Raw genomic sequence first — 23,778 nt, forward strand, 5'->3', positions numbered from 1 at the left:
AGTCAACCGGCTGTTGCCTTCGAAACCAGCCTCGCAACGGGCTTGAAAAATGGCGGAACACAGCGCGGTCCCGAATGGACGGCCAACTCTTGATCGCCATCAACAGCGCGGCACCGTCGACGTGGCCGCGATGGCGTACTTCACATTGGATGGCACACCCTCACCCAAACCTCGCCGCCGTCCACGCCCCATCAGCCGCGTTCGACTCCACCGCCGCGGCGACGAACTTCACGCCGCGCGCGCCGTCGACCACATCGGGCACCTGCGCCGCCCGGGCCGCATCGACAGCAGCGCCCGAACGATGCGCGCGGATGATGTCGGCGGCGTCGCGGTAGAAATTGGCGAAGGCCTCGATATAGCCTTCGGGATGAGCGGCCGGCATGCGCGACACGCGCCGGCTTTCCTGCGTCGAGCCATGGCCGCCGCGCACGAGCGTGCGGCTTTCCTCGCCATATCTGGAGAAGCGCAGTTCCTCGGGCCGCGTGCCCGACCATTCAAGCCCCGCCCTGTCGCCATAGATGCGCACGGAGAGATCATTATAGTGGCCGGGCGACGTCTGGCTGGCCAGGATCGTGCCGCGTGCCCCGCCCGCCCAGCGCACCAGCACATGCGCGTTGTCATCGAGCCGCCGTCCCGGCACGGCGGTGAACAGGTCGGCCGACACCGTCTCGGCCTCGCGGCCGCTGATGAAACTCGCCAGGTTGAAGGCATGCACGCCGATATCGGCCAGCACCGCCGACTGGCCCGCGCGCGCCGGGTCGGTGCGCCATTCCGCCTGTTTCTGGCCGTCGGCATCGATCGGCCTGGTCAGCCAGTCCTGGATATAGGCGCCGTGCACGGAGACGATGCGGCCGAGTTCGCCCGCCGCCACCATCTCGCGCGCCTGGCGCACCATGGCGTAGCCGGTGTTGTTGAGGGTGACGACGAAGCGGCGATTTTTCTCCCGCATCAGCGCCACCAGGGCTTGCGCCTCGCCCAGCGTCGTCGACAGCGGCTTGTCGCAGATCACATCGATGCCGGCTTCCAGAAAGGCTGTCGCGACCGGCGCGTGCAGGTGGTTGGGCGTGACGATGACGACCGCCTCGATGCCGTCCGGGCGCGCCGCCTCCGCCTTTGCCATCATGCGGTAATCGGCATAGCTGCGCTCCGGCGCGATGCCGATCTCGGCGGCCGAGGCGGCGGCGTTCCCGGGGTCGGACGACAGCGCTCCGGCCACCAGCGCGATCTGGTCGTCGAGCCGCATGGCGAGGCGATGCACCGCGCCGATGAAGGCGCCCTGCCCGCCTCCCACCATGCCGACGCGCAAACGCTTGCCCGCCGATCCGTCCGATGTCGCATAAACCATGTTTGTCTCCTCCGATTTAAGGATGTTAAGCCAGCACCCACCGTCGAGTTCTGTAGCGCCCCCCTCTGTCCTGCCGGACATCTCCCCCACAAGGGGGAGATCGGATGTCACGCCGGCTTTCGCCAAATTGCCAGCGTTGCATGAAAGGCGTCGCGGTCGACGCTGCCAATCTCCCCACCTGTGGGGGAGATGTCCGGCAGGACAGAGGGGGCGCCACAGGGTGCTATGTTGAATGGATCGAACTTCTTCGCTGCAGAACAGCTACCACCTCGAACAGGATTTCCAATTTTCGTATTGTAAAACGATCGTATCGCGCTAGCCTGAAATCATGACCGGGGCGCGCAAATCATCCGGACGGTCCAGCGCCGACGAGGCGGCGACCCGCAAGCGCGGGCGTTCGCTGGCGGCGCTCGGCTATATCAAGCCGCAGACTTACGAGGAGCTGCGCGCGGTGCTGTCGTCGGGCACGGTCCATTTCCCCAAGCGGCTGCGCCAGGTCGCGATCTTCCTGTGGCAGCATCCGAGCGACGTCGCGCTCGGCACCATCGCGCAGGTCGCCGCGCAGGCAGGGGTCCAGCCTTCGACGCTGGTGCGCTTCGCCCAGATCTTCGGCTATGCCGGCTTTTCCGATTTTCAGGGCCTGTTCAAGGACCATGTCAAGGCGTCCTGGCCGGAAGGGCGCGGCCAGGAACGCACGCCGCGCGTATCCAATGCCGACCTGCATTTCCTGCGCGGCATGGTCGGCGCCTCGCAAGACTCGCTCGGCCGCATCGAGGCCAGCTTCGATATCGAGAGCTTCGAGAAGATGGTGGCGCTGCTTTCGGCCGCCGAGCTGATCTACGTCATCGGCTCCAAGCGCGCCTTTCCCGTCACCAGCTATCTCTCGCTGACCTTGTCGCAGCAAGGCGTGCGCAATGTGCTGGTCGACAATGTCGGCTCCACCGCGCTTGACCAGGTCGGCTGCATCGGCAGACGCGACGCGGTGCTGGCGGTCTCCTTCAGCCCCTACAATTCGATCACGCCCGACCTCGTCGCGGTCGCCCACGAGCGGCGCGCGCGGATCGTCACCATCACCGACAGCACTTTTTCTCCGCTGGTCAAGTTCTCGGACACCTGGCTGGAAGTGGTGGAACAGGATTTCGCAGGCTTCCGCTCGCTGGCGGCGTCGCTCGCCGTCGGCATGGCTTTGGTCCATGGCGTCGTGGCCCAACGGGCAGAATGATTGCGCGGTTGACTAACGGGAACTGACATTCCATATCTTCAGAAATAGAAACTTTGTTCCGGGAGGAGGAATGGAGCTTCAGCTCGACGGCAAGATGGTGCTGGTCACCGGCGCGACGCAAGGCATCGGCCGGGCAGTCGCCGAAACCTTGGCGCGTGCCGGCGCCGACGGCCTGCTGGTCACCGGCCGCGACGGGACGCGCGGCGAGGCCGTTGCTGCGGAGCTTTCGCAAGCGGGCACGCCGGCACACTTCATCGCCGCCGAGCTTTCCGACCCGGCAGCCCCTGCCCTCCTTGCGCAAGCCTGCATCGACCGCTTCGGCCGTATCGACGGTCTCGTCAATGCCGCCGGCCTGACCGACCGGGCCTCCTTCCTCGATGCGACCCCCGACGACTGGGCCTCGCTGTTCGCCGTCAATGCCCGCGCCCCTTTCTTCCTCATGCAGGCGGCGATTGCCGACATGCGGAAGCGGGGCCAGGGCGGCGCGATCGTCAACATCCTGTCGATCAATGCCCATTGCGGCTCGCCCGAGCTCGCCGTCTATTCCGCCACCAAGGGCGCGCTGGCGACGCTGACCAGGAACGCCGCCAACGCCCACCGTTTCGACCGCATCCGCGTCAACGGCATCAATGTCGGCTGGACCGATACGCCCGCCGAGCGCGTCATGCAGGCCGAGACGCTCGGCCACGGCGCCGGCTGGCTCGATGCCGCCAACGCCGCGCAGCCCTTCGGCCGGCTGTTCTCGGCGGAGGACGTGGCCAGGCTCGCCGTCTTCCTTCTCTCCGACGCCGCGGGACCGATGACCGGCTCGCTGATCGACCAGGAACAGTGGGTGATCGGAGCCAACCGGTGAGCACAGCCGCGCCCGAGACGCTCGGTCCGGCCTTGCTCGGCCGCCTGCCGGCGACGGTGCAAAGGCCCGGCTATGACCGTGCCTTGCTCCAGGCAGGCATGGCGCACCTCGGCGTCGGTGCCTTCCACCGCTGCCACCAGGCCGAATACACCGACGACCTCCTGGCGCGGAGCTTCGGCCGCTGGGGCGTGGTCGGCATCAACATCCGTCCGCCGGCGCTCGCCGATACGCTCGGCCCTCAGGACGGGCTCTACACCAGGCTCATCCGCAAGGATTCCCATGTCGAGGCCCGCGTCATCGGCAGCATCGTGCGCCTTGTCGATAGCCAGGCGAGCGCTATGCCCGCGCTCGAAGTGCTCTCCTCCCCGGACATCGAATTCGTGACGCTGACCGTTACCGAAAAGGGCTATTGCCATATTCCGGCCAGCGGCGCGCTCGACCTCGACCATCCCGACATCGTCCACGATCTCGCAAACCCGCTGACGCCGCGCAGCGTGCCCGGCATTCTGGCGCGGGCGCTGGAGCAACGCATGGCCACGCACGGCCGGCCGCTGACGCTGCTCTCGTGCGACAACATCCCGGCGAACGGCATCATCCTGGAAAATGTCGTGCGGACTTTTGCCGAACGGCGCGGCAACGGCCTTGCCGGCTGGATCGCGGCCAATGCCGCCTTCCCCAGCGCCATGGTCGACCGCATCGTGCCGGCGAGCACGCAGGCCGATCTCGACGGTGTGGAGCAGCTTTTCGGCTACCGCGATGGAGCCGTCGTTGCCGGCGAGCCGTTCCGGCAATGGGTGATCGAGCAGAAATTCGCCGGCCGCGTGCCGCGCTGGGACCTGGTGGGGGCAACCTTCGTCGACGACGTCACGCCGTTCGAGCATCTCAAGATGCGTGTGCTGAACGGCGCTCAGACGACGCTCAGCTATCTCGGCGTGCTGGCCGGCCTCGAACACACTTTCGATGCGATGGCGGACCCGCTGCTGTCGGCCTTCGTGCGCCGCATGCTCGTCGAGGAGACGCTGCCAACGTTGAAGCCGGTGCCCGGCATGGACCCATCAGCCTATGTCGAGCAGAGCCTTGGCCGTCTGCAGAATACCGCGATCCGCCACCGCAACCACCAGATCGCTACCGACGGCTCGCAAAAGATCGTTCAGCGCCTGCTCAACCCGATCCGCGATCGGCTGGGCGAAGCAAAAAGCATTGCGCTGCTGTCGGTATCCGTCGCCGGCTGGATGGCCTATCTGGTCCAGGCTTCATCCCGGTTCGGCCGGCGCTGGCCGGTGTCGGACCCCTATGCCGTCAAGATCGCTGGCATAGCGGAGGCAAGCGGACGCGACGTCCCGGCACTGGCTGCGGGCATCCTGGCGATCGACGCCATCTTCGATCCCGCCCTCGCCGCCAACGACATGTTCCGCAAAGCCGTCACATCGGCGCTCGACGGGCTGTTGTCGGACGATCCGATGGCAACCGTCAGGCATGCATGCGCGCAACCGGCAGATGAGCGGTTGAAGCAACCGGCACGATCTGCATAGTAGGAATCGGTCGTGAATTCACGACCGGGGGAGGCATTATGAGGCTTGGACTGCTCACCGCACCGTTCGCGGAGACGCCGCTCGACGCGGTCGCCGACTGGGCAAGCTCGGCCGGCTTCGAGGCGCTGGAAATCGCCTGCTGGCCGAAAGCCTCGGGCGCCAGCCGCCGCTATGCCGGCACAAGCCATATCGACGCCGCCGCGACCTCGCCGGCGCAGGCCAGGGACATCGCGGCAAATCTTGCCGGGAAGGGGCTGACCATTTCCGGTCTCGGCTACTATCCCAACCCGCTGCATCCCGATGCCGCCCACCGCAAGACGGTGATCGACCATCTGAAGCAGGTGATCGTGCTGGCCGCGAATATGGGCGTGCCCCTGGTCAACACCTTCTGCGGCGGCGATGCCTCGAAGACCGTCGACGTCAACTGGCAGCACGCGCTCGAAATCTGGCCCGATATCGTCGCCCATGCGCGCGATCACGGCGTCAAGCTCGCTTTCGAGAACTGCCCGATGATCTTCAGCTATGACGAATGGCCGGGCGGCCACAACATCGCCTATTCGCCGCTGGTCTGGCGCCGCATCCTCGAAACCTGGGGCGGCGATGTCGGGATGAATTTCGATCCTTCACACCTGGTCTGGCAGATGATCGACCAGGCCCGCTTCATCAGGGAATTCGGCCCCTACATGTTGCATGTCCACGCCAAGGACCTGATGATTGATCATGATGGTTTGTACGAGCGCGGAATCCTTTCGTCTGGCATAGGCTGGCAGGTGCCGCGCATGCCGGGGCTGGGCGATGTCGGCTGGAACGGCTTCTTCTCCGGCCTCTACCGTGCCGGCTATGACGGCCCGATCATCATCGAGCACGAGGACCGGTGGTTCGAGGGCAGCGACGATAAGGTCAAGCGCGGTTTCCTGCTTGCCCGCGACGTGCTGCGTCCCTTCGTCAAATGAAGGCGCAAAAACAACATCGGGGCGCCGCCTGAATCTCTTTCTGCGCGGCCCGGTGTAACGACTTGGAATTGAAATGAAAATCAAAGTGGAGGAAATCTGAAATGAAGAAATACCTGACCATGGTGCCGCTGCCCATTGTTCCGCTCCTTGCCGGCGCTGCCTTGCTGGCCTCGATGGGCGCCTCGTCCGCCGAGGGCAAATACACGATCGGCATCTCCAACACCGTGCAGGGCAATGGCTGGCGCGAGGAGATGGTCTGCGCCATGAAGGCGCAGGCGCTGGCCTCCGGCGAAGTGACCAAGCTCAACATCGCCCACCGCAACACCGATGCCGCCGGGCAGCTCGAGGACATCCGCAACCTGATCAGCGCCAAGGTCGACGCCATCGTCGTCAATCCGGCTGATCCCGCCGGCATCAAGGCGGGGCTGGAGGAAGCCACCAAGGCCGGCATCGTTGTCGTCGCCGTCGACCAGGCGGTCACCGAACCCTCGGCCTACATCATCTCCAACAACCAGGAACAATATGCCTATCTCGGCGCCAAATGGCTGTTCCAGCAGATGGGCGGCAAGGGTGAGGTGTTCTATATGCGCGGCGCCGCCGGCGCTTCCGCCGACTCGGATCGCGACAAGGGCTTCAAGAAGGCGCTGGCCGAATTCCCGGACGTGAAGGTCGCGCAGGAAGTGTTCACCGGCTGGCAGCAGGACCAGGCCAAGCAGCAGATGCTGTCCTTCCTCGCCACCGGCACGCCGTTCAACGGCGTATGGACCTCGGGCATCGACAACGTCATCGTCGACGCGCTGGTGGAATCGCAGGCGCCGATGGTGCCCGTGGTCGGCGCCGACAATGCCGGTTTCGTCGGCCAGCTGAATTCGGTCAAGGACCTGGTCGGGGCAGCCGTGACCAATCCCGGCTCGATCGGCGGCGCCGGCGTGACGCTCGCGCTCCAGATCCTCGACGGCAAGAAGCCGGCGCAGCAGACCGTTCTGGTCGAGCCGCAGCTCTGGGAAAACGCCACCGAGGAAGGCAAGGCCAAGCTGAAAGCCGCCGCCGATCCGTCGCTCAGCCCGGAGTGGCCGGTCTCGATCTCGATCCCGGACTGGACGACCTACACCAAGGACCAGATCGTCGCGTGCAAGGGGCCGGGGGAATAAGGGCTATTTTGATTGGCTAGCGAGGATGGCGTTTGCCGTCCTCGCCAACCAAAGGTTTGATAGGTTAGCGCTCTACGGCGCCCCCCTCTGTCCTGCCGGACATCTCCCCCACTTGGGGGGAGATTGGCAGTTTCGGCGCCGGCTCTCGTCTTGCCACGTTGAAAATTGGCGAAAGCCGAAGTTGCGGCCAATCTCCCCCCAAGTGGGGGAGATGTCCGGCAGGACAGAGGGGGGCGCCGTAGAGTGCCAGCAATTGAGTTTCTGATAGGGACAGCAATTTGACCACCAGTCCCCTCCTCGACGCCTCCGGCGTCGCCAAGAATTACGGCGCGGTTGCCGCGCTGCGCGACGCGTCGCTGTCTGTCCTGCCGGGTGAGGTGCATGCCCTGATGGGCGCCAATGGCGCCGGCAAGTCGACGCTGGTAAAGATCCTGACCGGCGCGGTTCCTGCCTCGGCCGGGCGCGTGCTGATCCGCGGCGAGGCGCGCGACATACGCTCGCCCGCCGCCGCGCGCCGCGCTGGCCTTTTGCCGGTCTACCAGGAACCGTCCTTGATCCCCGATCTCGACATACTGTCCAATCTGCGGCTCACCGGCACGCCCGTCGAGCCGTTCCGTGCCTGGGTGCGCGAACTTGGTATTCCCGACCTCGACCTGCGCGACACCGCGCGCGACATTCCGCTGGCGGTGCTGCGCGTGCTCGATCTGGCGCGGGCGCTCGCCGTCGAGCCCGACGTGCTGCTGCTCGACGAGATGACCGCGGCACTCCCCGCAAATCTTGCCGAAAAGGTGCTGGAAGTCGTGCGTCGCCAGGGCGACAGCGGCCGCGCCGTGATCTTCATCTCGCACCGCTTCGTCGAGATCTCGGCGCTCTGCGACCGCGCCACCGTGCTGCGCGACGGCGCGACCGTCGGCGTTCTCGACATCGAGCCCGGCGTGGAGGAAAAGATCGTCGAGCTGATGCTCGGCGCCCGCATCGAGAAGACCAAGGTGACCGCCCGCGCCGCCGGCCAGGCCGCCACATCGGCCCCTGCCCGCCCGCGTCTCGCCGTGCGCAATCTGCGCGTCGGCACCAAGCTCAACGACGTCTCCTTCGAGCTCGCCGACGGCGAGGTCGCCGGCGTCGTCGCGCTCGAAGGCCAGGGCCAGGATGAATTGTTCGCCGCCCTTGCCGGCTCGATCAAACCGTCCGGCGGCACGATCGAGGTCGACGCCCAGCCGGCGAAATTCACCCATCCGATCGACGCCATCCGCGCCGGCATCGCCTATGTGCCGGGCGACCGTTCCGAAGCCCTCGCCATGCAGCGCTCGGTGCGCGAGAACATCGCGCTGCCCTTCAGCGCCGCCTTGCGCAACTGGGGGCCGATCGCCATGCGCAAGGAGCGCGCCACGGTGGCGAGCGCCATCGCGCGCCTCCAGATCGACACCCGCGCGCAAGGCGAGGTGCAGCGCCTGTCCGGCGGCAACCAGCAGAAGGTGACCATCGCCCGCTGGATCGCGGCGGATGCCCGCACCATCCTGTGCTTCGACCCGACGCGCGGCATCGATGTCGGCACCAAGCAGGAAATCTATAAATTGCTGCGCGAGCTCGCCGGCCACGGCAAGTCGGTGCTGTTCTACACCTCGGAACTCGAAGAGGTGCAGCGCGTCTGCGATCGCGTCATCGTCATCTTCGGCGGCCGCGTCGTCGATATCTTCCCGGTCGAGGAGGCGGACGAGCCGGCACTGATGCGCGCCGCCTACGGCCTGCCGCGCGGCGCGAAGGCCGATGTCGGCATTTTGGCGGACCCGACAGCAAATGCCCCGGATGCGCCGGAGGCGACGCCATGAGCCATCTCCTGCGACGCCAGGGCTGGGTCGCCGGCCTGTTCGCCCTCCTCATCGTGCTGTTCGTCGTCACCAAGCTGATCCAGCCCGGCTATGGCAGCGGCGATTTCGGCTCGCTGGCGCGGGCCGTCTTGCCCTACGCCTTTGCCGTAGCCGCGCAGACCGTCGTCGTCATCGCCGGCGGCATCGACCTGTCGGTCGCCGCCATGATGGCGCTGACCAGCGTCACCGCCGCCTCGATGATGGCCGGCGCCTCGGAAGAATACGCGCTGTTCGTGGTGCCTTTCGTACTGGCCATGGGGTTTGTGCTTGGCGCGCTCAACGGCCTGCTCATTGTCGTCACCCGTGTCCCCGACATCGTGGTGACGCTCGCCATGCTGTTCGTGCTGCAAGGGGCGGCTCTTCTGGTGCTCGGCGCGCCGGGCGGGGCCGCCGCCGAATGGCTGAAGGCGATGATTTCAGGCACCGTGCCGGTACCGGGCCTGCCGCAGAGCATCGACGCCTGGCTGCCGAAGGCGCTGCTGATGCTGATCATCTGCCTCTGCATCGTCTGGATACCGCTGAGGCGCTCGCGCCTCGGCCTGTCCATCTACGCCATCGGCTCGAGCGAGCTGGCGGCGTTCCGCAGCGGCGTGCCGGTCAAGCGCACCCGCATCATCGCCTATGCGCTGTCGGGCCTGTTCGCGGCCATGGGCGGCCTGGCGCTGACCATGAGCACCGGCATCGGCGCTCCTATTCCCGGCCCCTATCTGCTCGCCAGCGTCGCGGCCGTGGTGCTGGGCGGCGTGGCGCTGGGCGGCGGCAAGGGCGGCCTGCTCGGCCCCATCGTCGCCGTCTTCGTGCTGCGCCTGGTGCGCACCGACCTCACCCTGCTTGCCATCGACCCCAACGTCACCGCCATCATCGAGGGCCTCATCATGGTCGCCGTGGTGATGTTCGGGGCTTTCATTACGATGCGGGGGCGGCAATGATGAGTGGGCGTGAAATGTGGCGCAGCGCTCTACGAGGCCCCCCTCTGTCCTGCCGGACATCTCCCCCTCAAGGGGGGAGATTGGCAGCTTCGGCGTCTCGCTCATTCTTGCAACGCCGACAATTTGCGAAAGCCGTCACCCCATCCGATCTCCCCTCTAGAGGGGCAGATGTCCGGCAGGACAGAGGGGGCCGCCGTAGGGCGCTATATTTGCAGACAAGAGCCACCCCATGAGCACCACCGCAATCACGCCCCAACCCGTCCCCTTCGGCCGCCGTGTCAAACGCTTCATGGCCGACCGGCCGCTGATTCCGCTGGTCATCCTGCTGGTCATCCTGGTTGTGATTTTGCAGATCCTGCGCCCCGGCATCGTCAACGAGCGCTGGATCGCCAACACCATCAAATTCGCCATTCCCTTGGCGATCCTTGCCGGCTGCCAGACCATGACCATGCTGACCGGCGGCATCGATCTCTCTGTCGGCACGGTGGCGACGATGAGCGCCTTCATCATGGCTACGCAAGCCGTCAACCAGGAGCCAGCCGTGGCCTTCCTCCTGGCGATGATGCCGGCGGTGCTGATCGGCCTCGTCAACGGCATCGGCGTCGGCCTCTTCCGCGTCCATCCGCTGATCATGACGCTGGGCACCAGCCTGATCGGCACCGGCTTCCTGCAGGTCTATCAACGCACGGTGATCGCCTCGGGCGCCAAGATCCCCGATTTCCTCGCCTGGCTCGGCACCGGCGTGACCGCAGGGTTTCCCAACGCGCTGCTTCTGTTCGTCCCCGTCGCGGTGCTGATCGTCTTCGGCCTCAACCGCACCGGTTTCGGCCGCCTGCTCTACGCCGTCGGTGACAATGAGCGCGCGACCCGCCTTTCCGGCGTGCGCTACTGGCAGGTCATCACCGCGCTCTACGTCCTCTCCAGCCTGCTCGCCGGCATCACCGGCCTGCTCTATATCGGCTTGATCAAGGCCCCTTCCCTGTCTCTCGCCGAACCGCTGGTGCTGCCCTCCGTGGCCGCCGCCGTCATCGGCGGCACCTCCATCTTCGGCGGCCGCGGCGGCTATACCGGCACCATCATCGGTGCCTTGATCCTGACCGTGCTGACGACGCTGCTGACGATTTTGCAGATGCCGGAGGGGGCAAGAAGGATCCTGTTCGGCCTGATCGTGCTGTTCGTGACGGCGGCCTATCTGCGGATCGTGGAGGAGCGGTAGGGAGGGGCCGCCGGCTCATCCCTGGAAACACCGACGCAGTGACCGCCCTCACTTCACCGTGATGCTCATGCCGCTGAGATCGGCGTTGACTTGCAGCCCTACCTGCCTGCCCGTGAGCTCGAGCTGGGCGCCCTTGTCGTTGGTCATGACGATCACCTGGGCGCCCTTGCCGAGCGCGCCGCCGCCGCCCGCCGCGCCGTACACACCCGTCACGTCCCGGGCGCGCTTGATATGGCGCACGGTGCCCCGGAAATAGGTCTTGGAGGCACCGAAGGCGAGGCCGCCCGAAATGCCGCCGACCGAGATCGGATACCGGCGGCCATGGAAGGTCAGCGTGCCCTCGCCTCCGGCGCCGCCGATGAAGAAGGCCGCCTTGTAGATGGAGAAGCGGATCGTTCCGGTGTCGGCGTGCGCGACACTGGCAAAGCCAACGCCCGCGGCAGTGATCACGGCGATGGCGACTGAACGAAATCTGGACGAAATCTTCATGACAAGGGGCTCCTCAAGGTCGCTGCTCACCCGACCGGGCCGGGACGTCGGCGTCGCATCGAAGTTCATGGCTAAACAGTCTCGCCCATCATTGGTTCCAAGCACACGGTCTCGTTCCGGCTGCGAGGAGACCGTCGCTAAACGGGCCCGCCGGCTGGCGAATTGTCCAGCGGCGGCTGGCGGCATCGCGGGTCGAGCAGGGGAGCACGGGGAGACCCATGGCGCCGTCTGGAGCGGGCCTGGTGAAACTTTTTGATTTTTAGGCCGTTGTCGCCGTTACATCCGAGGCTGAACTCATGCCGAAAACGGTCGACGGCGCCAGGCGGCGCAAGGCAGAGAAGTCGCACCAGGAGAAGGCCTCGACAGTCGAAGTTGCGTCCGAGGTCGTGGGCGAGGCTGCGCCACCGCCCGGGGCCATCGAACCCGGTCCGGAGCTGACGCCGCAGGAGGCCGAGCAGGCGCGCAAGCGATACCTGCTGAGGCGCTTCTGGATCAGCGCGCGCGGCTACTGGAGCACGCGCGGCGACAAGCTGGCCTGGCCGTTCACGCTCGGGCTGTTGATGCTGATATGCATCAATGTCGGCTTCCAGTATGGGATCAACATCTGGAACCGCTCGATCTTCGACGCCATCGAGCAGCGCAACGCCCACACCGTCTATGTGCTCAGCGCCGTGTTCCCGCCGCTGGTGGTTGGAAGCGCAAGCCTTGTCGTCGCGCAAGTCTACCTTCGCATGACGATCCAGCGCCGCTGGCGTTCCTGGTCGACCACCGCCATCATCGCGCGCTGGCTCGCAAGCGGCCGCTACTATCAGCTGAACCTCGTGGGCGGCGACCACACGAACCCCGAGGCACGCATCGCGGAGGATTTGCGGATCGCCACGGAATCGCCCGTCGATTTCATCTCCGGCGTGATCAACGCGTTTTTGTCGGCCTCCACTTTCATCGTGGTGCTGTGGACGATCGGCGGGGCGCTGACTTTGCCGATCGGAAGCTGGAGCGTCACCATTCCCGGCTTCCTGGTCGTGACCGCGGTGATCTACGCCGCCATCACCTCCACTTCGATGGTGGTCATCGGCCGCCATTTCGTGCGGCTCTCCGAGCAGAAGAACCAGGCGGAAGCCGATTTCCGCTACACGCTGACGCGCGTGCGCGAAAACGGCGAGAGCATCGCCTTGCTCGGCGGCGAGGAGGAGGAGCGCAGCGGCATCGACAAGACGTTCGGCACGGTGCTCCGGCAATGGGCGCTGCTGACAGGCCAGCACATGCGCACGGCGCTGGTGTCGCAGGGGTCGAGCCTGTTTGCACCGGTCGTGCCGATCTTGCTTTGCGCGCCAAAATTTCTCGAAGGCAGCATGACACTTGGACAGATCATGCAGGCTGCCTCAGCCTTCGCCATCGTGCAGGCCGCGTTCGGATGGCTGGTCGACAACTATCCCCGCCTCGCCGACTGGAACGCCTCGGCACGGCGTATTGCCTCGCTGATGATGTCGCTTGACGGGCTGGAGCGCGCCGAACGCAGCGACGCGCTGGGCCGCATCAGGCACGGCGAAACCGAAGACGGTGCGATGCTCAGCCTGGACAATCTCTCGGTATCGCTCGACGACGGCACCGGCGTGGTCAAGGAAACCGAGGTCGAGATCGAGCCTGGCGAGCGGGTGCTGGTGGCCGGCGAATCCGGTTCGGGCAAGAGCACGCTGGTGCGGGCCGTCGCGGGCCTTTGGCCGTGGGGTGGCGGCAGCGTCGACTTCCACCCCGGCAGGCGGCTGTTCATGCTGCCGCAACGTCCCTACATCCCCTCCGGGACGCTGCGCCGCGCGGTCGCCTATCCGGCCGCCGCCGACAACTGGACGCTGGAGAAGATCAACGCCGCCCTCGACAAGGTGGGGCTCGATTATCTCAAGGACCGGATCGAGGAAGACGCGCCCTGGGACCAGACCCTGTCGGGTGGCGAAAAGCAGCGGCTCGCCTTCGCGCGCCTCCTGCTGCACCATCCCGATATCGTCGTTCTGGACGAAGCGACCTCGGCGCTCGATGAGAAGAGCCAGGACAAGATGATGGAGACGGTCATCCATGAATTGCCGAAGGTGACCATCATAAGTGTGGCGCATCGCGCCGAGCTGGAAGCCTTCCACAGCCGTAAGATCACATTGGAGCGGCGCGAGGGCGGCGCCAAGCTTGTCAGCGATATCAATCTTGTCCCGCGCAAGGGCGGACGGAACCTGCTCAGGCGCGCCTTGTGGGGCTCCGGCGCTGCGGCCCAAAGGCCGCGCGAGCTGGAGTAGGCGGCCTGAAAGAAGACCTACATCCAATTGCCGACTTACTACCACCTTTTGCCTTTTGATAAGATCCGCTTATGGAGGCACAGCCATGCGTGTTGCAACGCTGCTTTTGGTCGGCATCGCACTCTCGACGGTCAATTCTCACGCCGAGGATTACGAGACAGCTTCTGCGGCTTGCGATCGACTCGCCGCTCACCCAGACGAACCTGGATATGAGGGCAAAGGCGTCGAATTTGATAAGATTGATATCGCTGAAGCGAAAAAGCACTGCCAAGCCGCGATGGTCCAGGATAAGGTAAAGAGTAGCGACATCTATCATCTCGCCAGAGTTTATCAGGCGGAGGGCAACAAAGAGGCTGCTAGTGTTGGGCTGAACCTTGCAATCCAAAAAGGCTACGTCTTCGCGGAATATATGTATGCGGCCGCACTCGCGGATGAAAAAGACTACACGTCCGCGCGAGCTTGGTTGAAGGAAGCACAGTCACTGCCTGCGGCAGTGGCCGAGCTGGGCTACCTGGAATGGAACGGCTTGGGAGGTCCTGTGGATCAAGCGGCGGCCATCGAACATTCGAGGCAAGCCGCTGAACTCGGTAATAAGATCGGCGCCAGTAATCTAGAAACGTATCTTGAAGAGCTTGCCAACGCGCAGGAGCCAGTCGATGCCAATGGGCAAACTCGTGACGAGGCTGTGATGGAGATCCAGCGCGAAGAGGAAGAAAGACGCCAAGACGTCGAACGGCAGAACTGCCAATACAATCGCTCTTTCGGAGATGCCGCAGCGGCGTGGTCTGGCTGCAACTAATCGCCCCAGCTAAAGCTTCGCCCCTCCTCAGCGCCCGCTCAGCGCCGCGACGCGGTCGAGGGCGGCGCCGAGGCCTTTCAGGGAGACGGGGAAGTTGAGCTTGGTCTCGGCGTCGGTGATGACGTTGAGCGTCAATACGCCGCCCGCCTTCAGCTTCTGCGCAAGCGCCCGGTCGATCGGAAACTGCGCCACGCATCCGTTCGGCAGGCAGGTGCGGAACCGCAACTGTCCGAGGGGCGGCTGGTCGTCGATCTGGATCGTCACGCCTGGATCGAACAGGATGCCGAACGGCAGAAGCAGGGTTCCGGTCAATCCGCCCTTCGGCCCCGCGCGCAACTCCACGGCCAGCAGCCTCTGGCCGTTCTTCTGCGTCTGGTCCTGCGAAACCGAGCAGGCGCGCGCATTGTCCTGGATGGTGCAGGCCAGGCTCCAGTCCTGATAGGTCTCCTGGAGCGACGACGCGCCGTTTGGAAGCGTGGCCGCCTGCTGTTGTTGCGCACAGGCACTCGATGCGGCCAGGGCCGCCGCGCAGATTGCGGCCGCCTTCAGAAGAACAAATCTATCAAACAACGATGGGGACTTTCTCTTTCGGGGTTCACGCGCATGGCCCCGAAAACCGGATGGGATTTTCGGGGCCGCGGGCATGGTCATCTGCCTCACGCAGGATGCAAAAGCAATTCCAAAGCGCGTCGCGTGAGCGCGGTGCGCTTCAGGTACAGACCCACTCGCGGATCTTGCATTGGGTTCCCGCCGCCTCGCAGGCATGCAGAGCGAGGTCTTCCGCGTCCTTGCGGGTCTCGGCCGAGTTCGCCCCCCAGGGCGTCAGCCGGTCGCTCTGCTTCTCCCTGGCCACGGCCAGGGCGCCGCAGTGCTTGTAGGGAAAGCCCGTCTCGTCGTCGTCTGTCCAATGGCGGTGATTGCGGAACACGGTGACAACAGTGCAGCCCTTGCCGCCGGCGTTCTCGCAATATTTCATCGCGGCGTCCTTCGCCTCCTGGCGCTTGTCGGCGCCCCAGAAGAAGCCGTGCTTGGTATCGATGCTTGAATAGGCGATCGCCCCCCAGATGCCCTTTTCCTCCTTCGGCTCCGGCTCCGGCGGCGCCGCAAGGTCGGCCGAGACAACCTGCCCGCTCCACAGCAGGGCCATGCACAAAACTGCCAGACGTCGCGATTTCATGGTCTGCAATCCTTTCCAGGAGCCCTCGCCCATTCGCCTATCCCGTGCCTCACTTCCACGCCGACGCGATGGAAATCACCACGCAGCTATTGCCGGTCGGCAGCAGAAGCGCTTCACCCGAATTGCCGCCCAGCTCGTACACTTCGACCTGGCCGAGATGGTCGGTGATCTTGCTGCCTTGCGGAAGAACGGACGGGATCTCCGAACACGGGCTGGCGAACGGCGCCACCCGCACCATCGCGCCTTCGCAGCCGGAAGCGGTGGGCGATGCGAAAACCACGCCGGCGGCCGGTCCGCTGTATTTTTCCGTCGCATAATTCATGCCGACGAGGGCCTGCACGGCGTGCTTGTCGGCGGCCTGGTCGTTCCACAAGGATTTGACGCTGTATTTCGAGCCAGTCGTCAGGACCTGTCCGAGCACGGGAAAGATTGTCGAGCAGGCCTGCACGCCGGCCTGTTTGACATGTTCGAGGAAAGGCGAGTCCGGCAATGCGGGCGGCGCCGTCCCGGCCTGCGCGGCCGTCGGGGTGCCGACGAGACCGGCGATCGCGGCATAGTTGGCGGCAGCGAAGCCGATGCCGATCAGCGCCAGCCCCAGCAGCGAGAAGCCGAGGACGCGCGGCCACCGCGGCTGCGGCTCGGCAACCCTCTTGCGATCGGGCTCGACGATCCTCTTGCGGTCCGGCTCGACACTCGGGCCACGCGTTGGGGAGATGAACGGGTCTTGATGGCTCACGGTGCTGCCTCGGTTATTTGATTGGCGCAAGGGCCTCGGACAGCCCCTTGAGCGTTGCGGTCACGGTAATCGTCTGGCCGTCGACGGTCTTGTAGGAGATCGCCGGCGTTGCTTTCTGCACTATCTGCTGGCGCATGACGGGCCCCACCGGCAGCATACCCACGCAGACCACTTCGTTGCAGCCGTTCAAGTGAACGTCGATCGGGTCGCGCCCGTCGAACTTCACCGACACCAGACCGTCGCTTTTCGCGTTCGGCGCGGTGCGCAGGATCATGTAGGGCTTGCCGTCCTGCGTGGCGGCGAGCGACCAGCTGAAGGCCATCTTGCCGGCCCCGTCCTCGATCACCTGCGAGACATTGCAGACCTTCTTGCGCGCCTTGAGGTTCTCGTCGCAGATCAGCGTCCAATTCTCGAAGGGCCGGATGGTGCGCTGGTATTGGCCCAGTTTCACATCCGGCGGCACCGCCACGTCGGACGGTTTGATCCTGTAGGGCGCGGTCGCTTGCGCGGCGGCTGGCCCGGCGGCCAAGGACAGGCCGCCGGCAAGCGCCAGGCAGGTCAGGAGGAAAAGCCGGGCATGACGGCTGGTTGCCCCGTTCATTCCCGCCTCAGTTCAACGTGAAGCTCAGGCCGGCGCCGACACCGACATTTCCGCCCGCCGCCGTGCCCGAGACATTGCCGCGGATGCGGCCGTCCTCGCTGGTGTAGCCCGCGCCGAAGGCAAAGGCGCTGGCATCCCGCCAGAAGCCGCCGCCCGCCGCGACGCTCAGCTTTCCGGGACGGTCGTCGTAGCGCAGCGAGGCGGCGGCGAGGCCGATTGCCGCCGCTTGCCGGGCTTCGTCGCGGATGCCGCTGATGTCCGAATTCAGCTGGCCGAGTTTCTGGTCGGTATAGTCGTTGGCCTGTTGCAGGGTCGTGGCCGCCACCTTGTCGGTATAGCTGTTGGATGTGCTGATGGCGGTGTCGAGGCCCTTGGTCAGCTGGTTGACATTGACCGCGTCGGTGCCGGCGACGCCAGGTCCGACGTTGGAGATGACGACCGGCGCGTTGACGTCGCCGCCTTGCAGCGTGATGGTGTTCGTCTTGGCGCCGCCCTGCGTGTCATAGGTCACCGCATTCTGGTTGAGATTTCCGACGCCGGTTTGCAGGGCCTCGATCGCCTGGTTGGAGGCGAAGAGCTGCGAACCGTTGATCGCGTCGGTGCTGTCGGCGGCGATCCGTCCGGCAGCGACATTGGTGATCGTCCTCTCCGCGCCGGCATCGCCGACGCTGACTGTTCCGGTCGGCGTCGTGCCGGCAAAGGCATAGGTCTTGCCGTTGATGACGGTGCTGGAGGTGCCGACGGCGGTCTGCGTCACCGAGCCGGAGCCGAGCGCCACATCGTTGGCGTTGTTGGCCTGCGCGCCCTGGCCGAGCGCGACCGCGCCCGCCCCGGTGGCCGTGGAGCCATGGCCGGCGGCCAGGCTGTCGTTGCCGCTCGCCACGCTTTCGGGTCCGATCGCCACGGCGTCGGTGCCGCCGGCGATACTGTCGGCCAGCGACGAATTGGCGTGGAAGTACTTGATGCCGCCGCCGTTGCTGATGGTGGTCAAGGCATTGTCGACCGCCGTGAGCCCGTCATAGACGGTCGTGTAGGTGTTGCCCTGGACGGTGTAGGTCGGCCCGGTGATCGAACCGTCGGGGTTGAGCGTGGTGGTGCCGCCGAACAGGTTGGTCACGTTTTGCGACACGCCGCGCAGCTGCGAGACGTTGACGCCGTCGGTGTCGGCCGAGCCCGCCGCGACATTGGTGAGCTTGCGTTCAGCTCCGGCGTCGCCGATCGACACCTCGCCCACCGAGGTCTGCGGAGCGGTCAGGGCAAAGGCCGCGTAGCCGGCCTGCGCGCCGACCGAGGTGATGGACTGCGCGCCCAGCGCCACGCTGTTGATGAAGGTGCTTTGGGCGCCGGCGCCGAGCGCCACCGACTGGATGCCGGAGGCGAGCGAATTGGTGCCGAAGGCAAGGCCGTCCGCCAGCATCACATGGGCGTTCTGACCGATGGCGGTTCCGCCGGGCGCCGTCTGGTCGACGATGGCGCCGTTGCCGATGCCGATGCCGTTATCGCCGTTGACGACCGTGGTCGGACCGACCGCGACCGATTCAGCGCCGACCGCCAGCGAGTCGCCCGCCACCGAATTGGCATGGAAATACTTGGTCGAGGTGGCCGACACGGCGGCGATGGCGCCGGCGAGCTGGCGCACCGTCACCGCGTCCTGGTCCTGCGTGCCGTCGGCCACATTGGTGATCTGCCGGTAGGAGGTGGCGTTGCCGACCGAAACGGCGCCGAGCAGCGCCTTGTCGGTTGTGTTGTACTCGATGAAGTTGGATGGGCCGGCGGGCAGTTGCCCGGTAGCCGGAGCGATCGGGCGATCGGAGAGCGAACCCGAGCCGAGCGCCACGCCGCCGTCGATGCTGGCATTGCTGTCGCGGCCAAGCGCCAGCGCGCTGACGCCAGTCGCGGTCGCATTGTAGCCGACCGCTGTGGAGCCGACGCCTTGGGCGAAGGAATCGGTCTGCGCCAGCCCGAACTCGTTGGTGCGGGCATAGCGGATGCCTTCGCCATTGGCGTCGGTGAAGACGGTCGAGGTGTCGCCGGTGATGTTGTTGATCGTGTTGCCGAGATTGGTCACGCCAGCGCCGATATTGGCAATGTCGGTCGTGTTCTGGGTCACCTGCTGGTTGGTGGCGAAGAGCTGCGAGCCGTTGACGGCATCGGTCGAACCGCCGTTCAACTGTCCGGCCGCGACGTTCTGGATCTGGCGCTCGGCGCCGGCCGAGCCGACCGAGAAGGCGCCCACCGGCGTGCCGCCGGCGAAGGTATAGTTGACGCCGCCGATCGTCGCGCCGCCGACATTGGTCGTTGCGCCCGAGGTCGAATTCAGGCCGATCGCGACATCGCCGGCATTGTTGGCGACCGCATTCGGGCCGACAGCGACGGAATCGGCTCCCAGCGCCTGCGAATCCGCGAGCGTCGAGTTGGCATGGAAATACTTGATGCCGCCGCCGATATTGATGTTGTTGACGACGGCGCCGATGGCATCGACCGCCTGGTTGGTGGCGAAGAGCTGCGAGCCATTGATGGCATCGGTCGAGAGCGCACTGATCCGCCCCGCCGCCAGGTTGGTGAGCGTGCGCTCCGCGCCGGGCGCGCCGATGCTGACGGTCGAGAGCGGGTTGGTGCCCTGGAAGGCGTAGGTCGTGCCGTTGACCACCCCGCTCGCCGTGCCGACCGCCGTGGTGGTGACCGAGCCCGAGCCGAGCGCCACGTCGCCGGAGCTTGCCGCCGCCGTCGCGCCGTCGCCCAGTGCGACATTCCCGGCGAGGCCGGCCGCACCTGCCGTCGAGCCGTTGCCCAGCGCCACGGAACCTTGCCCGATCGCCTTGTTGCTGTTGCCGATGGCGACGGCGCCATTGGCCATATTGGCCCCGGTCGCGGTCGTCGTGCCGTCGCTGTTGGCGATGTTGTTGGCGCCGCCGGTGAAGGCGCCGGTGCCGCTGGCATAGCTCGGATCGCCGATCGACACCGCGCCGTCGCCATAAGCGACGTTGTCGGCGCCGATGGCGACGGCCTTGCCGCCGCTTGCATTCGCCCTGGTGCCGATGGCGACGGCATCGGCGGAGTTTGCGACCGCGTTCGTTCCGGCGGCGATCGCGTTCTGGGCACTCGCGTTCGCGGTATCGCCTATCGCCAGCGCGCTCGCGCCACTCGCCGATGCGCTAACGCCCAGCGCCGTTGCGCGCGCGAGGGTCGCACGGGTGCCATTGCCGAGCGCCACGGCGCCAACATCCGTGCCCTGGGCACCCGATCCAATCGCGACCGAGCCGATTCCACTCGACACGGCGGCATTGCCGAAAGCCAATGCGAAATTGCCTGAGGCGAGTGCGTTGGGGCCGAGCGTTGACGAGCTTATCCCCGTCGCACGGGAATTTACCCCGATTGCGACGGCGAACTGGGCCGAGGCCACGCTTGTACGGCCGATCGCCGTGGCATCAGCCACGTTTGCCGTCACGTCCACGCCGATAGCGATCGCGCTCTGAGCGAGAGCCCCCGTTCCGGCAGCGGAGCGTGCGCCCAGATAGATGGAATTCACGCCGCTGGCGATGGATCCCGTGCCAATGGCGGCGGCGTTGGTCTGGCTGGCTTGAGCGTTGTGGCCGATCGACGCGGTGTTACTGACGGCGACACCAATACCGGCATTGGTTCCGATCGCGATGTTGTCGTTGCCGGTGACCAGATTGCCCGCGGAGGCGGAGAGCGTTGCGTCATAGGCAACGGCGCCGTCACCAGTGCCGAGGGCGACATTGCGCTGCCCCGTGACGCCGGAGCCGGCGCCTCTCAAGACGCTTGGGACGCCGCCGCCGACAGCGGTATTCTGTCCGCCGCTGACGAGCGTGCCTGCCGCGACGCCCACCGCGACCGAGCTGGCATTTCCGGTGGTTGACCCGGCGCCGGCGCCCTGACCGACAGCAACCGTGCTGTCGCCGATCGCCAGCGCCTGCGTCCCCAGCGCCGTTGAGCTGATGCCGGTCGCCTTAGCAGCGTTGCCGACGGCGACGCCGGAGACTCCGCTGGCGTTGGCGCCGTTGCCGACGGCGAGAGAATTGCCGCCGGTTGCCTGGCTGACCACTCCCAACGCCGTCGAGTTGCCGCCGCTTGCGTTACTGCCCGCTCCCATCGCGGTCGCGTTGCCGCCGGTTGCTTGGCTGGTCGATCCAACCGCGGTACCAAAGCTGTTGGCGACGGTCCCCGTGCCGAGGGCGGTCGAACTGTTCCCCGAAGCCTGGCTCGACGCGCCCAGCGCGGTGGCGGCGCCGCCGTTAGCAGTGGCTGCGGAGCCGATGGCAGTCGCATTGGAGTTGGTTGCCTGGCTCGACACGCCGACGGCGGTGGCAGCGCCGCCGCTAGCAGTGGCCGTGGAGCCGATGGCAGTCGCGTTGCCGGCGTTCGCGGTGGAGTTGACGCCAAAGGCCGATGCTCCATTCGCAAGGGAGCGAGCGTTCCCGCCTACGGCAAGAGCGTTGACGCCGGTCGCGTTCGCGAAGACACCTATGCCTATGGCGTTAAGGCCATTGACACCCATCGAATAGCCGATGGCGATCGAAGCATCGCCCGTTGCACTGTTGGAGGTGCCCAACGCCACGGCATTATTGCCATTCGTCGTGGCACCGTTACCGATGGCGACGGCGTTGCCGCCTGTCGCCGACCCGCCGCCGGCCTGATATTGCGCTAGAGCCGGCGTCGCTGCCAGGCCGATCGCGAAGGTGCCCAGCATCGCGGCGGCCGCCGACATCCCGCCGACGCCCAGCGTTCCCAACCCCAGGCGCTTGCGCCCCATGCCGAGCGCACGATGCGCCATGCGCAGCACCGCCATCAAGCGGCGGCGAACCGAACGGGAACGAGGATCGGCATTCGCGATCCAGTGAGTGGCGAAATGCGCCGCGCGACGCTGAACAAGAAGCGAGCCGTTCGAAATCCGGTTGTCGGTCATGGTTCCCTCTCCGCTGGCCGGCACGAAATGTCTGACAATTCCGCTCCACAGCAGAAAGACATGATTCCTGCTCGCGGTATTTCACGAAATTGCTGCCTTGTGAGAAAAGATGCGAGCATATAGGCCCAGGTTAACAGCTCGTTACCTTAGCAACCGCTTTAAAATCAAGTAATAAAACAATGACGATAGCGCGGCTTCATCTAATCTTCGCGTTAGACTTGGCCACCCGCGCCTGCATCGGCGTCACCTGCCGGTATTTCCTCATCATGGTGGTGAAGTGGCTCTGGCTTGAAAAACCGCTGAGATGGGCGATGTCGGCGATGGTCATGCGGCTGTCGGCGAGCAGTCTTTCCGCGAAGTCCAGCCTGAGATCGAGGACATACTGATGCGGCGGCATGCCGAAGGTCTTGGAGAAGGCGCGCACGAAATGATAGGACGAAAGCCCGCAAACGGCGGCCATTTCGGCAAGCGCCAGCTTGCGCGAGAAGTTCTCGTTCAGGAACTCCTGCACCTTGCGCGCGCTGTGGACGGAAAGCCCGCCCTTCACGTTGAGCAGCGGCTGCCGGGCCGGATTGGTTCCGGATGTTCGTTCCAGGGATTCATCATCGCGCCGCATTTTTGGGCCTCCTGACACCTCCCTTGGTTACAACCAACCCTAGAGCACTCCCTCGGTTCCCGGGAAAAAAAGTCGTGATCGATGAAACCGCATTTTCATCGCCAGTCAGCTTCATTGGGCACCCAGCCAGATGACGACACAGAGCAAAACCATGATTTGAACGGATGGTATTTCAAGAAATTGCGGCGTCGACACAAGGCTGGCCGATCGGCCGGTGGAGAGCAGCACGAGGTGGGCCCACACTGCGCCAGGAGCCGCTGACAGGCCGCCCCTCGCTGCCCTGCGTGATGCTTCGCGAGGGCGCATTTTCAAGCATGATATCCTGGACGTTTCGGGCCGATAATTGCCGTTCGACGCCCCGGCAATCGCCGCTTTGCCGAACCTCGTTAGCATTGCTCATTGCGCCTCGCCTCGGCCATTGGCCGCCGCTCGAAATTCCCATCAGCCCAATGGATGCCCTGACCATAGGTAACGCACATGTCGCGCTCAGGGAAGAACATCCGTACACAAACGAGAATTTATGTTCTGGAAAACCAGATACGGTCGAAGGCACATTGGCGAAGCAGCTTCTGCCGTCGAAATCAGCCATGCAACGTGCAGATTATCTGGTACGCGGCTGGTCGCCAGAGCAAATCCATGAATAGTGCGTTCCCAGTGAAAAATCTGAAACGGTTTCCCAGGGGAAGTGCGAAGCGCTTTCCCCCGGGAAAAGCCCTTCACGTTTTCCCTAGGGGAATTGCGTCAAAACAAAGAGTTAGTTCAGGAGATCGTCGCGACGCTCCTCGTACAGATCCCAGGCGAGCTCCACGAAACCCAGTAGAACGTCGTCCTGGTTCCACCCGGCCGCCACCGCCGCCTGGACGATCTCGCGCACGAGAGGCAGTAATTGGCGCTGGCAGGCCATTGAGATGTCGACCGCGGACTGATCCACTGGAGGTCCATCGAAGTTGAACTTCATCGTTTGGCGCTCCCCTCGCCATCAAACGAAATGCTACTCGTTCCCAACAAACGAAGTGCTATTCGCCAGACCTTATTCCTATACAATAAGTCCAACATTAAACATAGCAGGCTAGGCCGCCAAG

At 65.3% G+C, this 23,778-nt stretch carries 20 protein-coding genes; 11 read left to right on the forward strand and 9 right to left on the reverse strand.

The window, feature by feature from the left end; genetic code table 11:
• Positions 1 to 160 precede the first annotated feature (160 nt).
• On the reverse strand, positions 161 to 1,345 hold the full coding sequence (locus ACIU1A_RS15770) for a Gfo/Idh/MocA family protein (RefSeq protein ID WP_404927690.1): 1,185 nt from the start codon (positions 1,343 to 1,345) through the stop codon (positions 161 to 163).
• A gap of 328 nt (positions 1,346 to 1,673) precedes the next feature.
• Here ACIU1A_RS15770 and ACIU1A_RS15775 point away from each other — a divergent pair, with 328 nt between their 5' ends.
• The 8 genes from ACIU1A_RS15775 (at position 1,674) to ACIU1A_RS15810 (ending at position 11,069) form a co-directional block, all read left to right on the forward strand.
• A complete protein-coding gene (locus ACIU1A_RS15775) occupies positions 1,674 to 2,567 on the forward strand; it encodes a MurR/RpiR family transcriptional regulator (RefSeq protein ID WP_404927691.1) in 894 nt (297 codons plus the stop codon).
• 70 nt (positions 2,568 to 2,637) lie between these two features.
• A complete protein-coding gene (locus tag ACIU1A_RS15780) occupies positions 2,638 to 3,420 on the forward strand; it encodes an SDR family oxidoreductase (protein ID WP_404927693.1) in 783 nt (260 codons plus the stop codon).
• On the forward strand, positions 3,417 to 4,952 hold the full coding sequence (locus tag ACIU1A_RS15785; RefSeq protein WP_404927694.1) for a mannitol dehydrogenase family protein: 1,536 nt from the start codon (positions 3,417 to 3,419) through the stop codon (positions 4,950 to 4,952). Before ACIU1A_RS15780 ends, ACIU1A_RS15785 begins: the two co-directional genes overlap by 4 nt.
• 38 nt (positions 4,953 to 4,990) lie before the next feature.
• Positions 4,991 to 5,905: a sugar phosphate isomerase/epimerase gene (locus ACIU1A_RS15790; protein WP_140622968.1), complete on the forward strand. Its 915-nt coding sequence runs from the start codon at positions 4,991 to 4,993 to the stop codon at positions 5,903 to 5,905.
• Positions 5,906 to 6,006: 101 nt separating this feature from the next.
• Positions 6,007 to 7,056, forward strand: a complete 1,050-nt coding sequence (locus tag ACIU1A_RS15795) for an ABC transporter substrate-binding protein (protein ID WP_140516043.1) — start codon at positions 6,007 to 6,009, stop codon at positions 7,054 to 7,056.
• A 278-nt stretch (positions 7,057 to 7,334) separates the two neighbouring features.
• Positions 7,335 to 8,885, forward strand: coding sequence for a sugar ABC transporter ATP-binding protein (locus tag ACIU1A_RS15800; protein WP_404927695.1), 1,551 nt, complete (start codon positions 7,335 to 7,337; stop codon positions 8,883 to 8,885).
• The gene (locus ACIU1A_RS15805) at positions 8,882 to 9,853 is read left to right on the forward strand and encodes an ABC transporter permease (RefSeq protein WP_404927696.1); all 972 of its coding nucleotides are present in this window, start codon (positions 8,882 to 8,884) and stop codon (positions 9,851 to 9,853) included. Before ACIU1A_RS15800 ends, ACIU1A_RS15805 begins: the two co-directional genes overlap by 4 nt.
• Before the next feature lie 229 nt (positions 9,854 to 10,082).
• Entirely contained in the window at positions 10,083 to 11,069 is a 987-nt protein-coding gene (locus tag ACIU1A_RS15810) for an ABC transporter permease (RefSeq protein WP_404927697.1), read from the forward strand.
• A gap of 48 nt (positions 11,070 to 11,117) precedes the next feature.
• On the opposite strand, the gene ACIU1A_RS15815 is transcribed toward ACIU1A_RS15810, so the two are convergent.
• A complete protein-coding gene (locus ACIU1A_RS15815) occupies positions 11,118 to 11,558 on the reverse strand; it encodes a hypothetical protein (RefSeq protein ID WP_140500175.1) in 441 nt (146 codons plus the stop codon).
• A gap of 296 nt (positions 11,559 to 11,854) precedes the next feature.
• On the opposite strand from ACIU1A_RS15815, the gene ACIU1A_RS15820 reads away from it, so the two are divergent.
• Positions 11,855 to 13,840, forward strand: a complete 1,986-nt coding sequence (locus tag ACIU1A_RS15820) for an ABC transporter ATP-binding protein/permease (RefSeq protein WP_404927698.1) — start codon at positions 11,855 to 11,857, stop codon at positions 13,838 to 13,840.
• Between the two features lie 85 nt (positions 13,841 to 13,925).
• A complete protein-coding gene (locus ACIU1A_RS15825; RefSeq protein ID WP_404927699.1) occupies positions 13,926 to 14,639 on the forward strand; it encodes a hypothetical protein in 714 nt (237 codons plus the stop codon).
• A 27-nt stretch (positions 14,640 to 14,666) separates the two neighbouring features.
• On the opposite strand, the gene ACIU1A_RS15830 is transcribed toward ACIU1A_RS15825, so the two are convergent.
• The 6 genes from ACIU1A_RS15830 to ACIU1A_RS15855 all read right to left on the reverse strand — a co-directional run bounded on the left by ACIU1A_RS15830 (position 14,667) and on the right by ACIU1A_RS15855 (position 22,696).
• Positions 14,667 to 15,290: an invasion associated locus B family protein gene (locus ACIU1A_RS15830; RefSeq protein ID WP_404927700.1), complete on the reverse strand. Its 624-nt coding sequence runs from the start codon at positions 15,288 to 15,290 to the stop codon at positions 14,667 to 14,669.
• Between the two features lie 58 nt (positions 15,291 to 15,348).
• Positions 15,349 to 15,816: a DUF4189 domain-containing protein gene (locus ACIU1A_RS15835; RefSeq protein ID WP_404927701.1), complete on the reverse strand. Its 468-nt coding sequence runs from the start codon at positions 15,814 to 15,816 to the stop codon at positions 15,349 to 15,351.
• Between the two features lie 49 nt (positions 15,817 to 15,865).
• Entirely contained in the window at positions 15,866 to 16,552 is a 687-nt protein-coding gene (locus tag ACIU1A_RS15840) for a hypothetical protein (RefSeq protein ID WP_404927702.1), read from the reverse strand.
• Between the two features lie 13 nt (positions 16,553 to 16,565).
• Positions 16,566 to 17,153, reverse strand: coding sequence for an invasion associated locus B family protein (locus ACIU1A_RS15845; protein WP_404927703.1), 588 nt, complete (start codon positions 17,151 to 17,153; stop codon positions 16,566 to 16,568).
• 7 nt (positions 17,154 to 17,160) lie between these two features.
• Positions 17,161 to 22,080 carry a beta strand repeat-containing protein gene (locus tag ACIU1A_RS15850; RefSeq protein ID WP_404927704.1) on the reverse strand — a complete coding sequence of 1,640 codons (4,920 nt, stop codon included), beginning with the start codon at positions 22,078 to 22,080 and terminating at the stop codon, positions 17,161 to 17,163.
• 196 nt (positions 22,081 to 22,276) lie between these two features.
• Positions 22,277 to 22,696 carry a helix-turn-helix domain-containing protein gene (locus tag ACIU1A_RS15855; RefSeq protein ID WP_404927705.1) on the reverse strand — a complete coding sequence of 140 codons (420 nt, stop codon included), beginning with the start codon at positions 22,694 to 22,696 and terminating at the stop codon, positions 22,277 to 22,279.
• 449 nt (positions 22,697 to 23,145) lie between these two features.
• Between ACIU1A_RS15855 and ACIU1A_RS15860 the strand changes: the two genes are divergently transcribed.
• Positions 23,146 to 23,340, forward strand: a complete 195-nt coding sequence (locus ACIU1A_RS15860; protein ID WP_404927706.1) for a hypothetical protein — start codon at positions 23,146 to 23,148, stop codon at positions 23,338 to 23,340.
• A gap of 110 nt (positions 23,341 to 23,450) precedes the next feature.
• Here ACIU1A_RS15860 and ACIU1A_RS15865 read toward each other — a convergent pair whose 3' ends face one another.
• Positions 23,451 to 23,654: a hypothetical protein gene (locus tag ACIU1A_RS15865; protein WP_404927707.1), complete on the reverse strand. Its 204-nt coding sequence runs from the start codon at positions 23,652 to 23,654 to the stop codon at positions 23,451 to 23,453.
• Between the last annotated feature and the right edge of the window lie 124 nt (positions 23,655 to 23,778).

This window comes from Mesorhizobium maamorense (assembly GCF_044998965.1).
Classification (GTDB): Bacteria; Pseudomonadota; Alphaproteobacteria; order Rhizobiales; family Rhizobiaceae; genus Mesorhizobium.

Excerpts from the sequence above, each read along its gene's own strand:
- ACIU1A_RS15850 (WP_404927704.1), bottom strand. The coding sequence starts at position 22,080 with ATGACCGACAACCGGATTTCGAACGGCTCGCTTCTTGTTCAGCGTCGC.
- ACIU1A_RS15855 (WP_404927705.1), bottom strand. The coding sequence starts at position 22,696 with ATGCGGCGCGATGATGAATCCCTGGAACGAACATCCGGAACCAATCCG.
- ACIU1A_RS15845 (WP_404927703.1), bottom strand. The coding sequence starts at position 17,153 with ATGAACGGGGCAACCAGCCGTCATGCCCGGCTTTTCCTCCTGACCTGC.
- ACIU1A_RS15815 (WP_140500175.1), bottom strand. The coding sequence starts at position 11,558 with ATGAAGATTTCGTCCAGATTTCGTTCAGTCGCCATCGCCGTGATCACT.
- ACIU1A_RS15830 (WP_404927700.1), bottom strand. The coding sequence starts at position 15,290 with ATGACCATGCCCGCGGCCCCGAAAATCCCATCCGGTTTTCGGGGCCAT.
- ACIU1A_RS15775 (WP_404927691.1), top strand. The coding sequence starts at position 1,674 with ATGACCGGGGCGCGCAAATCATCCGGACGGTCCAGCGCCGACGAGGCG.
- ACIU1A_RS15865 (WP_404927707.1), bottom strand. The coding sequence starts at position 23,654 with ATGAAGTTCAACTTCGATGGACCTCCAGTGGATCAGTCCGCGGTCGAC.
- ACIU1A_RS15825 (WP_404927699.1), top strand. The coding sequence starts at position 13,926 with ATGCGTGTTGCAACGCTGCTTTTGGTCGGCATCGCACTCTCGACGGTC.
- ACIU1A_RS15810 (WP_404927697.1), top strand. The coding sequence starts at position 10,083 with ATGAGCACCACCGCAATCACGCCCCAACCCGTCCCCTTCGGCCGCCGT.
- ACIU1A_RS15860 (WP_404927706.1), top strand. The coding sequence starts at position 23,146 with ATGGATGCCCTGACCATAGGTAACGCACATGTCGCGCTCAGGGAAGAA.
- ACIU1A_RS15770 (WP_404927690.1), bottom strand. The coding sequence starts at position 1,345 with ATGGTTTATGCGACATCGGACGGATCGGCGGGCAAGCGTTTGCGCGTC.
- ACIU1A_RS15790 (WP_140622968.1), top strand. The coding sequence starts at position 4,991 with ATGAGGCTTGGACTGCTCACCGCACCGTTCGCGGAGACGCCGCTCGAC.
- ACIU1A_RS15820 (WP_404927698.1), top strand. The coding sequence starts at position 11,855 with ATGCCGAAAACGGTCGACGGCGCCAGGCGGCGCAAGGCAGAGAAGTCG.
- ACIU1A_RS15805 (WP_404927696.1), top strand. The coding sequence starts at position 8,882 with ATGAGCCATCTCCTGCGACGCCAGGGCTGGGTCGCCGGCCTGTTCGCC.
- ACIU1A_RS15795 (WP_140516043.1), top strand. The coding sequence starts at position 6,007 with ATGAAGAAATACCTGACCATGGTGCCGCTGCCCATTGTTCCGCTCCTT.
- ACIU1A_RS15780 (WP_404927693.1), top strand. The coding sequence starts at position 2,638 with ATGGAGCTTCAGCTCGACGGCAAGATGGTGCTGGTCACCGGCGCGACG.
- ACIU1A_RS15835 (WP_404927701.1), bottom strand. The coding sequence starts at position 15,816 with ATGAAATCGCGACGTCTGGCAGTTTTGTGCATGGCCCTGCTGTGGAGC.